The 13,857-nt window shown below is 74.6% G+C and carries 14 protein-coding genes; 10 read left to right on the forward strand and 4 right to left on the reverse strand.

Annotation, left to right across the window (positions count from 1 at the left end):
• Positions 1-65: 65 nt before the first annotated feature.
• Positions 66-788: an ArsR/SmtB family transcription factor gene (locus QSK52_RS01890; RefSeq protein WP_285732725.1), complete on the forward strand. Its 723-nt coding sequence runs from the start codon at positions 66-68 to the stop codon at positions 786-788.
• Between the two features lie 56 nt (positions 789-844).
• Here the strand turns inward: QSK52_RS01890 and QSK52_RS01895 are convergent, their stop codons facing one another.
• The 3 genes from QSK52_RS01895 to QSK52_RS01905 form a co-directional block, all read right to left on the reverse strand.
• Positions 845-1,264 (reverse strand): hypothetical protein, encoded by a 420-nt coding sequence (locus tag QSK52_RS01895; RefSeq protein ID WP_285732727.1) that lies wholly within the window; start codon positions 1,262-1,264, stop codon positions 845-847.
• 361 nt (positions 1,265-1,625) lie between these two features.
• Complete coding sequence (locus QSK52_RS01900) at positions 1,626-2,168, reverse strand: pyridoxamine 5'-phosphate oxidase family protein (RefSeq protein ID WP_285732729.1); 543 nt, start codon at positions 2,166-2,168, stop codon at positions 1,626-1,628.
• Positions 2,165-2,467 carry a hypothetical protein gene (locus QSK52_RS01905; RefSeq protein WP_285732731.1) on the reverse strand — a complete coding sequence of 101 codons (303 nt, stop codon included), beginning with the start codon at positions 2,465-2,467 and terminating at the stop codon, positions 2,165-2,167. The genes QSK52_RS01900 and QSK52_RS01905 overlap by 4 nt, the downstream gene beginning before the upstream one ends.
• Before the next feature lie 259 nt (positions 2,468-2,726).
• Between QSK52_RS01905 and QSK52_RS01910 the strand changes: the two genes are divergently transcribed.
• The 7 genes from QSK52_RS01910 to QSK52_RS01940 all read left to right on the forward strand — a co-directional run bounded on the left by QSK52_RS01910 (position 2,727) and on the right by QSK52_RS01940 (position 9,756).
• Positions 2,727-3,620, forward strand: coding sequence for a metal-dependent hydrolase (locus QSK52_RS01910; protein WP_285732733.1), 894 nt, complete (start codon positions 2,727-2,729; stop codon positions 3,618-3,620).
• 252 nt (positions 3,621-3,872) lie between these two features.
• Positions 3,873-4,952: a PDR/VanB family oxidoreductase gene (locus tag QSK52_RS01915; protein ID WP_285732736.1), complete on the forward strand. Its 1,080-nt coding sequence runs from the start codon at positions 3,873-3,875 to the stop codon at positions 4,950-4,952.
• A gap of 1 nt (position 4,953) precedes the next feature.
• Positions 4,954-5,787, forward strand: a complete 834-nt coding sequence (locus QSK52_RS01920) for a M24 family metallopeptidase (RefSeq protein ID WP_285732739.1) — start codon at positions 4,954-4,956, stop codon at positions 5,785-5,787.
• Positions 5,784-7,535 carry an SDR family oxidoreductase gene (locus QSK52_RS01925; protein WP_285732741.1) on the forward strand — a complete coding sequence of 584 codons (1,752 nt, stop codon included), beginning with the start codon at positions 5,784-5,786 and terminating at the stop codon, positions 7,533-7,535. Before QSK52_RS01920 ends, QSK52_RS01925 begins: the two co-directional genes overlap by 4 nt.
• A 197-nt stretch (positions 7,536-7,732) precedes the next feature.
• A complete protein-coding gene (locus tag QSK52_RS01930) occupies positions 7,733-8,593 on the forward strand; it encodes a DUF3626 domain-containing protein (RefSeq protein WP_285732743.1) in 861 nt (286 codons plus the stop codon).
• A gap of 5 nt (positions 8,594-8,598) precedes the next feature.
• Positions 8,599-9,216, forward strand: a complete 618-nt coding sequence (locus tag QSK52_RS01935; protein ID WP_285733415.1) for a LysE family translocator — start codon at positions 8,599-8,601, stop codon at positions 9,214-9,216.
• Positions 9,217-9,378: 162 nt separating this feature from the next.
• Positions 9,379-9,756: a hypothetical protein gene (locus QSK52_RS01940; RefSeq protein ID WP_285732745.1), complete on the forward strand. Its 378-nt coding sequence runs from the start codon at positions 9,379-9,381 to the stop codon at positions 9,754-9,756.
• A gap of 123 nt (positions 9,757-9,879) precedes the next feature.
• Here the strand turns inward: QSK52_RS01940 and QSK52_RS01945 are convergent, their stop codons facing one another.
• A complete protein-coding gene (locus QSK52_RS01945; RefSeq protein WP_285732747.1) occupies positions 9,880-10,173 on the reverse strand; it encodes a hypothetical protein in 294 nt (97 codons plus the stop codon).
• A gap of 101 nt (positions 10,174-10,274) precedes the next feature.
• Here QSK52_RS01945 and QSK52_RS01950 point away from each other — a divergent pair, with 101 nt between their 5' ends.
• Positions 10,275-10,706 carry a hypothetical protein gene (locus QSK52_RS01950; RefSeq protein ID WP_285732750.1) on the forward strand — a complete coding sequence of 144 codons (432 nt, stop codon included), beginning with the start codon at positions 10,275-10,277 and terminating at the stop codon, positions 10,704-10,706.
• 448 nt (positions 10,707-11,154) lie between these two features.
• Positions 11,155-13,851: an SdrD B-like domain-containing protein gene (locus QSK52_RS01955; protein WP_285732751.1), complete on the forward strand. Its 2,697-nt coding sequence runs from the start codon at positions 11,155-11,157 to the stop codon at positions 13,849-13,851.
• Positions 13,852-13,857 lie beyond the last annotated feature (6 nt).

The raw sequence follows: 13,857 nt of genomic DNA on the forward strand, positions 1-13,857 counted from the left end.
GCTCGACCGTAGGGCGGGGACACTTCGACGTTCGCCGAAGTGTCGCGGGGGGATGATGGGCAGCGATGAAGAACCGTGACGCGCACACCGAGGGCCCGGACCTGGCTGCCCTGGCCGCGCTGCTGGCCGACGGCACCCGTGCAGCCTTCTGCCTGGCGCTGCTGGACGGCCGCGCGTGGACCGCGACCGAGCTGGCGCGCCACGCCGGGGTGGCCGCCTCGACCGCGACCGAGCACCTGAACCGCCTCGTCGCAGGAGGCCTGCTCGCCGAGGAGCGCCAGGGCCGCCACCGCTACGTCCGCCTCGCCGACCCCGCAACGGCCGAACTGATCGAGAACCTCGCCTCGCTGGCTCCGCGACGCCCCGCTCCGCCCGGCTCCCTGCCCGCGGTCAACCGCAGCCGGGCCCTGGCCCGGGCCCGCACCTGCTACGACCACCTCGCCGGGGCCCTCGGGGTCGCGATCACCGAGTCGATGACCCGGCGGGGGCTGCTGGACTGGGAGCACGGGCTGACGCTCACGGCGGACGGGACCGCCTGGCTGGCCGAACTCGGCGTCGCGCTGCCGCCGACCACCCGGCGTCCGGCCGTCCGCTCCTGCCTGGACTGGACCGAACGCCGCCCGCACCTGGCCGGAGCCGTCGGCGCCGCGCTGTGCGCGCACGCCTTCGACTCCGGATGGATCACTCGGATCGGCACCGGCCGCGCCGTTGCTCCCACTGCCGCCGGTCGGCAGGCGCTCCGCGAGCGCCTCGGCCTGTCCGACGAGTTCTGCACCCCCGGCAGCTGAGAACCGCTGCCGGGCCGGACGCCGGAGCGTCTGCGCGGGGCCGGGGTTCTCGGGGATCAGCCGCAGTGGGTCCAGCCGGAGTACCAGCGGACGCCCCCCGCCTCGCCGCCCCACGAGATGCAGGTGCCCTTGGCGCTCAGGGTCACCGGGCCGGCGTAGTACAGGTAGTAGCCCGCGTCCGGAGCGTCCTTCAGGTCGCTCTGCCGCTCGATGTTCACCCTCAGGTCGTACCGGGTGGTCCCGTTCGGGCTGCGCTTCCAGGTGACGGCGCAGTTGCTGGAGCCGTTGTAGAACAGGTAGACGTCGGCGACCGTGCCGATGGGGTGCTGGTCGATCAGGTAGTACCCGCTGCCGACGCTGTTGCAGGCTCCGCTGGGCGTCGACGCCGCCTGCGCCGGAGCAGCCGCGAACAGCATTCCCGTCGTCATGCCCAGCACACTGAGGGCGAGCGCCGCTATCCGCTTCGACTTGCGCATGTCTCTCCGTTCGAACATCCGTACCGGCAGGTGCCGCACGCACGATAGCAGCGCCCAAGATCACCCGGCTACGCTCACCCGGCCTGACCTGCCGAACCTCCCGTTCTCCACCACCCTTCCGCCACAGTCACTTGATGCCCAGTCACCCCAACCTGACGACCGGTCACCGACGTGCAGCTCCTCGATGAGGTCGCGGTACGAGCGAGCAGCCGTCGGTGTCCAGCTCGCCGGCCAGGGCGGCCGCCGTCCGGACGACGGTGTCGAACACGGCGGCCTGCCGCTGTTCGCTGCGGCCCGGGCCGAGCGGCGCTCGTCCAACGACGCACCCGGACCAGCGGGCAGAAGATCCGAACGAGCGGGCCTAGCCGGGCAGGCGGGTGTCGGTCCAGCCGGTGTCCGTCCAGCCGGAGGGGGTGCGGGTGTGGCGGCGGCGCAGGTGGTGGCGGTCGGGGCCGGCCTGCCAGAACTCGGCCTCGGCGGCGTGCAGCGCGTAGCAGTGCAGGCCGGGCGAGGGCGTGGTGCAGCCGGGGGAGGGGCGGACCGGGCCGCGCAGGCGGACCTGGCGGCCGTGCAGCGGCCAGTAGACGGTCAGCGCGGCGTCCGGGCGGGCGGCGAACTGGCGGGCCTTGGGCGACTCCGGCTCGGTCCAGAAGTGCCAGGCCGCGGCCGGGAGTTCGACGTCCCGCAGGACGAGCACCCGGGCGTCCGGCCGTCCCTCGGCGTCCACCGTGGACAGCGCCAGCACCTGCGCGTCCGGCACCCCCGCGGCGAGGGCCTCCAGCAGCCAGGCGGTGAACAGCTCGCCCGGCCCGGTGGGGCCGTGGTCCGGAGCCGGGTAGCCGGGCGCGGCCAGCACCGGGTGCGCGACCAGCGCGCGGACGAGGGGGGAGGGGGCGTCGGTCACGGGGCCTCCTGGACGGGGACGGCCACCACGGTGGTGCCGTCGGGCCCGAGGGCCGAGCCGGGCGGCAGCAGCACCTGCAGCCGGCTGCGGGCGGGGGCGTCGGTGCGGGTGCACGGGGTGTCGATCCGCAGCTGCTGCTCGTCGAGGGGGTGGTGGGCGGACAGCAGCCGGACGTGCGCCACCAGGCTCGCGCGGTCGGCGAACCAGCCGGCCGAGTGCCACTGCCAGCCTGCGTACGCGTCGACGCGGCGGCCGCGTTCCTCGTCCTGCCTGCGCTTGCGCTTCCGTCGTCCCGGCACGGCACCCACCCTGGCGGTTCGCGGGGGCGGCGGCAAGCGGGTTCGGCGTCCGGGCAGCGGTCCCCGCCGGGCACGGCGCACCGCGTCGTCGCCCTCGTCGTCCGGTGGTGACCGCCGACCGGACCGGCTTATTAGACTCGATGTTGATAAGGATGGTCGAAACCCTTGTCGGGCCCGCTACCCGCGAGTAGTTTGCCGGTGTGCCCGGTGGGTCGCTGCTGGGCCGCTCCCCGTCCGCCGCGCGTCAGGAGGCACCCCCATGCCCCGCCCCACCCCGCCCGTCACCGTGCACGACAGCCTGGTGCTCGAACCGCGCGACGTGCACTTCGACTGGTCCGAGCTGCCCCTGCACTGGATCCCCGACGAGCCGATGGCCACCCACACCATCAACGTGCTGCACCTGCTGCTGCCCGAGGGCGAGCGGTGGTTCGTCAAGGTGTTCAAGGACGCCCTGCCGCTGATCCGCGACGAACAGCTCCGCGAGGAGGTGCTCGGGTTCATCGGACAGGAGGCGATCCACGCCGAGGCCCACCAGGAGGTCCTCGACCACCTGCTCGGCCAGGGCCTCGACCCGCGCCCCTACGTCCGGCAGATCAGCTGGCTCTTCCACCGCGTCCTCGGCGACAAGCCCGGCCTGACCGCCCGCCAGCGCCGCGAGAACACCATCGAACGGGTCGCCTTCGTCGCCGCGATCGAGCACTTCACCGCCTTCCTCGGCAACTGGGCCCTCAACTCGCCCGGCCTCGACCGCGCCAAGGCCGACCCCACCATGCTCGACCTGCTGCGCTGGCACGGCGCCGAGGAGGTCGAGCACCGCAGCGTCGCCTACGACCTGATGCGCCACCTCGACCCCGGCTACCTGCGCCGGGTCCGCGGCATGCTCGTCTCCGGCCCGCTCCTGATCCACCTGTGGATCCGCGGCACCCGCTTCATGCTCGCCGCCGACCCCACCCTGGACGGACGCCTCGCCCCCACCTGGCGCGAGGCCCGCCGCGCCGCGCGCCGCGGACTGCTCCCCGAGCCCGGACGCTTCCTGCGCTCCGCCGCCCGCTACTTCGGCCCCGGCTACCACCCCACCCGCGAGGGCAGCTCCTCCCAGGCCCTCGCCTACCTCGCGAAGTCGCCCGCCGCGAGGGCCGCCGCCACGCACTGACCGGACCGCGAAACCGGGAGGCGCGGCAGGCTGCGAAGCCAGGGGCGCGGGGAACTGCGCGAGCGGGAAAGGGACTTCGGAAAGATCCGGACTCCCCGAGCGCCCGAATCCTGCTCGCGGCTCCCGCGGAGCGTGTCACCCCGCGGCTCCGCCCACCTGCCACCCGCTCTCCGTCCACGGATCCCGCCCGCGTCCCGTTCCCCTCCGCGCGGTTCCCCGCGCCCCCGCCCTCGTCTCCGGAGCCGTCACCCCATGGACCTCGAAACCCCGCCCCCCGACCTCTACGGACGCCCGCGCGCCGACCGCTTCTTCGCCCGGCTGACCGCCTTCGGCGACTGGTACAGCCCCGCACTGGGCCGCCCCGGCCTGCGGCGCAGCCCGCGCCGGGGCGAGGCGCGGGGGGTGCCGCCGCTGCACCTGGTGGTGCTGTCGCACCGGGTGGTCGCCGAGGACGTGGCGGAACTGCGGCTCGGCGACCCGTCCGGGGGGACGCTGCCGCCCTGGCAGCCCGGGGCGCGGATCGTGCTGACCCTGCCCTCGGGGCGCGAGCGCCACTACTCGCTGTGCGGGGACCCGGCGGACCGGCACGTCTACCGGATCGCGGTGCGCCGGATCGCGGACGGCGGCGGCGGCTCCGTCGAGGTGCACGACGCGCTGCACGTCGGGGTGCGCCTGCGGGTGCGCCGCCCGCGCAACGGCTTCGCGTTCTGCGGCGAGGAGAAGGTGCTGTTCCTGGCCGGCGGGATCGGCGTCACGCCGCTGCTGCCGATGGCCCGGGCCGCCCAACAGGCGGGCTTGGACTGGCAGTTGGTGCACACCGGCCGCACCGCCGCCGCCCTCCCGTACACCGCCGAGCTGACCGCGCTCGACCCGGCCCGGGTGACCGTCCGCACCGACGACGTGCACGGCGTCCCCGACGCGGCCGAGCTGCTCGCGCACGCGCCCCGCGGCGCCGCCGTCTACGTGTGCGGGCCCGCGCCGATGCTGCTGGCCGTCCAGCGTGCGCTGCCCGCCTCGCCCGCCGCCTCCCTGCACTTCGAACGCTTCGGGGCCGCGCCGATCCAGGGCGGCCGCCCGTTCGCGATCCGGATCGGCGACCGGACGCTGGCCGTCCCGGCCGACCGCTCCGCCCTCGACGTCGCCCGCGAGGCCCGCCCCGACCTGCCGTACTCGTGCCGGCAGGGCTTCTGCGGCACCTGCGTGCTCAGGGTCTCCGCCGGGACGCCCGAGCACCGCGACCGCCGCCTGACCGACGAGCAGCGGGCCGCCGGCCTGCTGCTGCCGTGCGTGTCCCGGGCCGCCGAGGGCGAGACCCTCGTCCTGGAGGTGTGAAGTGCCCCGGTTCCCCTACGACGAGCGCGACCTGGCCAAGTTCCGGGAGGTCCAGCAGCTCGCCTACCACTGCGCCGAACAGGTCGCCGCCTGGATCGAACCCGGCGTCACCGAACGCCAGGCCACCGCCGAACTGCGCCGCTGCCTGGTGCGGGCCGGGGTGCAGGACTTCTTCCACGTCCCGTTCGCCTGGTTCGGCGACCGCACCGCGTTCCGGCACTTCCACACCCCGCTGCAGTTCTTCGCGGGCTCCCGCGTCCTCGCCGAGGGCATGCCGTACGTGCTGGACTGCGCGCCCGTGGTGGACGGCTACACCGCCGACATCGGCTACGGCGGCAAGGTCGGCGACAACCCCGTCTGGGACCTGCTCGCCAAGGACCTGCGGACCTACCGCGACCTGATCCTGCGCGAGGTGCGCGCCCGCAAGCCGCTCGCCGAGGTGTACGCCGCCGTCGACGCCCAACTCGCCGTCCACGGCTACGACAACCGCCACCAGGTCTACCCCGGCCGGGTCATCGGCCACCAGGTGACCAGGAACACCGCCCGCGGCCCGGCGGGCGTCAACCTGTTCGGCTTCGGAGTGCGTACGCTGCAGACCCTCGGACGCGAACTGGTCAAGGAGCGCCTGGAGGGCCGCTCCCCGCTCTGGGCGGGCGGCCGCGCCTCCCGGCACGCCCCCACGCCCGGCCTGTGGGCGGTCGAACCGCACATCGGCTTCCGCGACGTGGGCATCAAGTTCGAGGAACTCCTCGTCGTCACCGACGAGGACGCGTACTGGCTCGACGACGACCTGCCGCACGTGCGGCGCTGGGACCTCCAGGAGGCAACCGCATGACCGGCCGCAGCAACGGAACCCACGGCACCGACGCGCCCCGCCGCCGCACCGTCGACTCCGGCGGACTCGCCCTCGCCGTCTACGAGCAGGGCGACCCCGCCCGCCCCACGGTGCTCCTGGTGCACGGCTACCCCGACGACCACTCGGTCTGGGACGACGTCGCCGCCGACCTGGCCGCCGACCACCACGTGGTGCGCTACGACACCCGCGGCTCCGGCGCCTCCGGGGTGCCCGCCACCCGCGAGGACTACCGGCTCGAACTGCTCGGCCAGGACCTGTACGCCGTCGCCGACGCCGTCAGCCCCGACCGCCCCGTACACGTGGTCGCCCACGACTGGGGCAGCGTCCAGGCGTGGGAGGCCGTCACCGCCCCCGGCTCCTACCGGCGGATCGCCTCCTACACCACCATGTCCGGCCCCTGCCTCGACCACATGGGCCACTGGATCCGGCACCGGCTGCGCCGCCCCACCCCCCGCCACCTCGCCCAACTGCTGCGCCAGGGCGCCCACTCCTGGTACATCGCCCTGTTCCAGCTGCCCGTGCTCGCCCCCGCCGCCTGGAAGCTCGGCCTGGCCCGGCTGTGGCCCCGCGTGCTGCGCGACCTGGAGGCCGTCCGCCCCCGGCCCGGCCACCCGCAGGCCACCCTCGCCCGGGACGCCGTGCACGGCATCGAGCTGTACCGGGCCAACATGCGCCCCCGGGTCCGGGCCCCGCGCGAACGGCACACCGAGGTGCCGGTGCAGCTGATCACCCTGCAACGCGACCACTACGTCGCCGACTTCCTCTCCGAGGGCCTGGAGCGCTGGGCCCCCCGCCTCACCCGGCGCACCCTCGACGCCACCCACTGGTCCGCGCTGCTGGAGAAGGGCACCACGGTGGCCGCGATGGTCCGCGAGTTCACCGCCCGCGACCACGGCGCCGTCCGCCGGGAACCCTCCGCGGCGGGCGAGTTGGCCGTCGTCACCGGCGGCGGCAGCGGCATCGGCCGGGCCACCGCCCTCGCCTTCGCCGACCGGGGCACCCGCGTCGTGGTCTGCGACCGCGACCTGCCCGCCGCCCAGCGCACCGCCGAACTCTGCGAACTCTCCGGCGTCAAGGCCGCCGCCTACCGCGTCGACGTCAGCGACGGCGCCGCCGTCGACGCCTTCGCGCAGCAGGTCGCCGCCGACCACGGCGTCCCCGACGTGGTCGTCAACAACGCGGGCATCGGCCACTCCGGCACCTTCCTGCAGACCACCGAGGAGGAGTGGCGCCGCGTCCTCGACGTCAACCTGTGGGGCGTCATCCACGGCTGTCGCGCCTTCGGGCAGCTCATGGTCGAACGCGGCACCGGCGGCCACATCGTCAACCTCGCCTCCGCCGCCGCCTACCTGCCCGCCAAGCAGCTCGCCGCGTACGCCACCTCCAAGTCCGCGGTCTTCATGCTCTCCGACTGCCTGCGCGCCGAACTCGCCCCGCACCGCATCGGCGTCTCCACCATCTGCCCCGGCATCGTCCACACCAACATCACCCGCACCACCACCTTCTCCGGCCTCGACGAGGCCGCCCTCGCCGCCAAGCAGGCCAAGGTCTCCAAGCTGTACGCCCGCCGCGGCTTCCCCCCGGAGAAGGTCGCCGCCGAGATCCTCCGCGCCGTCCGCACCCGCAAGCCCGTCGTCCCCGTCACCTTCGAGGCCAAGGCCGCCCGCCTGCTCGGCCGCCTCAGCCCGGCGCTCCTGCGCAAGGCGGCCCGGATCAACGCGGGCTGAGAGACACCCGGCGGAGCCGCGCGCGGGGTGACACGCTCCGCGCGGGCCGCAGCCAGGATTCGGGTTCCGCCGCAGCCCGGATCCCCCGAAGTCCCGTCCCCCTCCGCGCAGTTCCCCGCGCCCCTGCTTGCGCGGCCTGTCACGCGCGCGGGAAAAGTGGCTGCAGGCCGCGGCCCGACCAGGGCAGACTGCGCGTCATGGACCAGACGCCCGAAGCCCGCGCAGCCCTGCTGCACGTCGCGGCCCGCAGCAGCGGCGACCCGCTGCCCGCCGGGCTCGACGTCACGCTCAACTTCCACCCCGACCGCACCGGCCCCGACGGGGTGCCGGTGCTGGTCGCGATGGTCCGCGACGGCGTCTACCGTTCCCAGTTCAGCACCGGGACGAGCAACGGCGGCCTCACCGCCCACCCGGGGGGCGACCGCTGGAAGTGGGAGAGCCGGATCTTCGGCGGCGCCTACGACGAGGCCCCCGCCGAGGGCCGTCCCGTCTACGGCGCGCTCAACCGCCACCGCAGCCCCTACGGCGGCGCGCCCCGCTTCGGGTCCGCGCACTTCCGCCTCACCCCCGGCACCCTGCACCGGGCCACCTTCTGCTACCCCGACAGCTTCCTCGAACCCGAGGACTTCGGCACCGTCGACGCCATGCCGCTGCTCGCGCTCGCCGAGGCCGACGAGCAGGACGCCCTGGACGACTACGTCGAGGCCCACGTGCACGACCCCGTCCGGTTCGACCTGCACGTCGCCGCGCTGGTCCTCGACCCCAGCCACCGCGGCACCGAGGTCGAGGAAGCCGCCCGCGCCCTGCCCTGCCCCGTCGAGTGGCACCCGGGCTACCGCCTCCCGGCCGCCGAACTGCCCCGGTACGCCGACTACCGGGGCCCGCACATCACCGCCCTCGCCGCCGCGGTCGCCCGCGACGGCGTGCTCGACCCGGCCGCGATCGGCGCCGCCGCCCGCACCGGGGAGCACGATCCGCAGGAGCTGAAGAAGGTGTGGCACTGCCTGGCCCGGTTCGGCCGCCCCGCCGACTCGTGGACTGGCCGCTCGTGGACCTGACGACGATGGCCGGACCGCTGGCCTCCTTCGCCCTGGTGGTGGGCCTGCTCACGCTCACCCCGGGGCTCGACACCGCACTGATCCTGCGCACCGCCGCCCTGGGGCGGCGGCGCCGGGCGTGGGGCGTGGTGCTCGGCATCCAGACCGGCACGCTGATCTGGGGCACCGCCTCCGCGGCCGGGATCACCGTGCTGCTCACCGCCTCCCGCCTCGGGTACGAGACGCTGCGCTGGGCGGGCGTCTGCTACCTGCTGTGGACGGGCGTGCGGATGCTGCGCAACCGCCACCAGCAGCCGGACGGGTCGCCCGCGGGGGACGGCACCGGCGGCTGGTGGGCCGGTTGGCGGCGCGGGGTGCTGACCAACCTGCTCAACCCCAAGGTCGGCGTCTTCTACGTGGCCGTCCTGCCGCCGTTCATCCCGGCGGGCGCCCCGCACCTCGCCGCGGGGGTGCTGCTCACCTCGGTGCACGTGGTCGAGGGCCTGCTGTGGTCCGCCGTCCTGATCGCCTTCGCCCGCACCCTGCGCGCCCGGCTGCGCCGCCCCTCCGTCCGGCGCCTGCTCGACCGGGCCACCGGCGTCGCGGTGCTCGGCTTCGGCGCGAAGCTGGCCCTCACCGACTGACCGCAGGCCGTCCGCCGCCCACCGTCCACCGCCGAAACGGACTGACGTACCGTCAATTCCAGTTGCCCACGAACGGATTGGACCCTTCCGCCCCAGCGGTCGCATACTGGCGACTGGTCTAAACCACTGATCGATCAGTGGGGCCGCAACGGAGGGGAACCCATGCGACGCTCACCCTGGAGGACGGCCGTGGTCGCCGCCGCACCACTGCTCGCCCTGGTCGGCGCGACCCAGGCCTCGGCCGCCGACGCCACCACCAAGACCCCCTACTCCTTCTGGGACGTCACCCACACCTGCGAGAGCCAGGTCAGCTTCTACGACGACACCGACGGCGTCCACGTCCGCTACCAGCTGGTCGACCACGGCACGGACGCCCAGGGCTGCGAGGGCTGGGCGATCACCTCCGACGGCTACCGGGGCATCGGCCACATCTACGGCGGCTCGTTCTCCACCTACGACGGCGGCACGGTCTACATCACCCCGTACGTCCACCGCGTCAGCGACTACACCCACCCGGGCCTGCCGGGCCGGACCCTCTGACCCACCGGCGCCCCACCGGAGGCACCGCGGACGGCGCAGCCCCGCCCGGGGGCCCGGTGCGGCCCGCGCCGCGGACCGCACCGGCCCCGCCGCCCCTCGCCCCGGCCCCTCGGGCCGGTCGCTTCAGCCGCGCAACTTCTCGATCCCGGCCCGCAGTTCGTCCGCCGACATGCACGGCGTCACCGTGACCTTGGCCCCGAGCCGCATCCACAGCGGCTCCATCGTGGTGACCAGCGAGGACTCCTGGTCCACGTCCACCACCAGGGTGAACCCGCGGTGGCCGTTCAGCGGGTAGAAGTACGCCGCTTCGGGCCGCAACTGCTCCATCATCCGGCCCATCATCTCGGGCATCTGCCCGCTGGTGATCAGCTCGTTGGACCTGTCGGTGTCGATCTCCGCGACGATCAAGGTTCGCATCGCACGCCTCCCGGACCTGTTCAGGGCTTCCGCGAACCGTTCCATTCTCCTGCGCCCACCCACCCCGGTCACGCGGGAACGTCCGCTGCGAGAATCGGCCGGTGCCCGACGCCATCGTGTTCTTCCTCGCCCCCGACGACGACGCGGCCGCCGCCGCCCACCGGGGCGGCCCGCAGCACCGCTTCGCGTCCGTGCGGGGGCGCTGGTTCGACCCGGACGACGCGGTCGCCGACTGGTCCGCCCACTTCGCCGACGACCCGGCCGCCCCGCCGGGCACCCGCGTCGTCGTCCCGCTCACCAACGACGGCAGCGAGACCTTCGCCCTCCCGCCCCGCCTCACCCGCGCGCTGTCCCGCGCCACCCCCGAGGACCTCCACCACCTCGCCGCCCGCTGGACCGCCCGCCTCCGCGCCGAGGACGGCGAGGACATGACCGACGACGACCTCCCCGCCCTCCTCCGCGCCCTCACCCGCCTCGCCACGACCGCCGTCACCACCGGCGGCCACCTCTACTGCTGGTACGCCGACCTCTGACCGCCCGGCCCCTCGGCACCCGTCGTGCCGACCGCGGCGGGCTGGCCGGTCGCGCCGGGCGCGGGCCTCCGGGTGTCGGCGGCGGCCGGTCGGCAGGTCGACAAGTCGGTAGGGCGAGAGGTCGACGGAGCGATCTTCCGTGCGCCCTGCGCGTGCCCGCCGTGCGCCCCGGCGGGGGGCCGGTCCGGGCCGGTCGGCCGGGGGTGTCCGGTGCCGAGGGGGCGGGCGGGGCGTCGGCGGGAAACTGACGGACCGTCAGGAGGGGGCGCACGAGGCGCACGCGGTTCTGATCACTGTGCTTCGTGACGGGTCGTCAATTTTCCTTTCCGGCAACCCGGATGGCCGCATTCCGCTTAATATTCGGCCAAAAGAGGTGCATTCCGAGCCGTCCGGACGGTCTTCCGACGGCCGCTCGGCGCGCCTCCCGGACCGACGACGAGAGCAGGGAATGACCGAGACAGACCAACAGACCAGGGCGCCCGTACCGGGCGCGGCCCGCCGCCGGGTCGAACGGGCCGCCGCCGTGGTGGCGGCCTTCGCGGCGGCCACCGCCGTCGCCGCCCCGTCGGCCTCCCCGGCCGGCGCGGACGGCTCGGTGACGGTGCGGGTGGTCCGGGCCGTCGACGAGAGCGGGACGTGGACCCCGGCGCTGGAACCGGGGATGGGCGGGGTGACCGTCACGCTGACCGGGGAGGACGGGGCGGTGCGCACGGGGGTCACGGCCGCCGACGGCACCGTGACGCTGACCCCGGCGAAGGCGACCGCCAGCGGTAGGTACCGGGTGGAGGTGGTCAACCCGAAGCCCGGCGTGCTGTACCCGGCGTTCGCCGCCCGCGAGGGCCTGGCCGGGGCGCCGAACAGGCTGAGCAGCAACGAGGAGTTCGTCGACCTCTCGGCGGGCCAGCAGGCCACCCTCACCACCGGCCTGTGGAACCCCGCCGACTACTGCCAGCGCAACGCGCCGCTCGCCACCGCCTGCCAGCCCCCGATCGGCGCCCCGGCGGGTCAGCGCACCCTGCTGACCTTCCCGTACGAGTCGCGCGGGGTGAACAAGGACGTCACCGACCTCGGCACCAGCGGCGCGACCGGCAACGTCTTCGGCATCGCCTGGAACCGGGACGACCGGCGGCTGTTCAGCTCCGCCCAGGCCAAGCGCGCCACCGCGTACGGGCCCGGCGGGCCGGGGGCGATCTACGTCACCGACCCGGTGAAGAGGACCACCGCGCTGTTCGCGACCGTCCCGAACGCCGGGACGACCGCGCACACCGGCGGCGACGACGCGGCGTTCCTGCCCGCGGTCGGCAAGGAGAGCCTCGGCGGGTTGAAGCTCACCGAGGACGGCCGCGACCTGTACGTGGTCAACCTGCACGACCGCAAGCTGTACCGCTACGACGCCACCGCCCCGACCGCGTCCGCCCCGAAGGCCGTCTACGCCGTCCCCTCCGGCGGCTGCCCGTCGCCGGACGACTGGCGCCCGTACGGCCTCGGCATGCAGGACGGGGTCGGCTACGTCGGCGGCGTCTGCTCCGGCCAGTCGACCGGGAGGATCACCGACCTGCGGGCCGTGGTGCTGCCCTTCGACCCGGCCACCGGCGTCTTCGGGGCGGCCGTGCTCGACCAGCCGCTCGACCACCGCGGCACCCCGGCGCAGACCTGCGCGGGCTACTACTGGTACCCGTGGCAGGACGACCAGCCGCTGCAGAACGGCCAGGTCTGCGGCCTCAACCCGGAGCCCGAGCTCGGCGAGGTCGGCTTCGAGACCGACGGCTCGATGCTGCTGGCCTTCCGCGACCGGTACGCCGACCAGGCCGCCGCCGCCCCGCCCGAGGGGCAGCCGCTGCCCGACGGCTTCGTCTACGTGCTCGCCTCGGCCGACCTCAACAAGGCCTGCCGGTCGGGCGACACCTACGTGCTGGACGTCAACCTCGGCTGCGGCCGGACCACCCGGAACCAGGGCTTCTTCGACCTGAGCCGGCCCTACCCCGGCGGCCACCCGTACCCGGCGTTCGCGGGCATGGCGCTGTCCAGGGTCGAGAACTCGATCGCCGCCTCCGGCTACGACGTCTCCAACAACATCGTCACCGCCGGAACGATGTTCACCCTGCGCACCGGCGCACCCGACCCGGGCTTCGGCAACGAACTCTCCGACGGCCGCTCGCGCTTCGGCAAGGGCGCCGCGATGGCCGACCTCGAAGTGCTCTGCGACCGCGCCCCGCTGCAGATCGGCAACCGGGTCTGGTACGACCCGGAGCGCTCCGGCCTGCAACTGCCGCAGCAGAAACCCGTCCCCGGCGCGACCGTCCACCTGTACGACGCGGACGGCAGGCTGGTCGGCACCACGAGGACCACCGCCCGGGGCGAGTACTACTTCGACGACACCAACGTCACCGGCGGGCTGAAGCCGAGGACCTCCTACACCATCCGGCTCGACAACCCCGCCGACTACGCCGAGGGCGGCCCGCTGCACCACTGGGTCCCGACCGGGGACAACGTCGGCGACAACCGCCTGACCGACTCCGACGGCACCGTCCCGAAGGGCGGCACGTACGTCGAACGGGCGCTCACCACCGGCGGACCGGGCCAGGACGACCACAGCTTCGACTTCGGCTTCCAACGGCAGCGGGGCGCGCTGCGCCTGGTCAAGCACGACCAGGACGGCAAGCCGCTGCCCGGCGCGGTCTTCCGGCTGTGGCGCGAGACCAACGGCACCGACGGCCTGCAGCGCGACGGCGCGAAGCCGGACACCGCCGTCGGCGACCCGTGCACCACCGGCGAGGACGGCACCTGCACCGCCCAGGCCGACCTCGGCACCTACTACTGGCAGGAGGTCACCCCGCCCAAGGGCTACCGGGCACCCGAGCAGCCGGTCCTCGGACCGGTCGTGCTGGACGACGCGCACCTCGACGCGGGCATCACCACCACCGCCGTCAACACCCTCGTCCCGCCGCCCAGCCCCAGTCCGACACCCACCCCGACGCCCACCCCGGCCGCACCCGCGCCGCCGCAGGCCCGCCCGGCGCCCTCGGGCAACCTCGCCAGCACCGGCCTGGACGGGGCCGTCCCGTACGCGCTCGCGGGCGGAGCGCTGCTGCTGGTGCTCGGCACCGGCCTGCTGGTCGCGGTGCGCAGGCGCCGCACCGGCTGACCCCCA

Source organism: Kitasatospora phosalacinea (assembly GCF_030268885.1).
Taxonomy (GTDB): domain Bacteria; phylum Actinomycetota; class Actinomycetes; order Streptomycetales; family Streptomycetaceae; genus Kitasatospora; species Kitasatospora phosalacinea_C.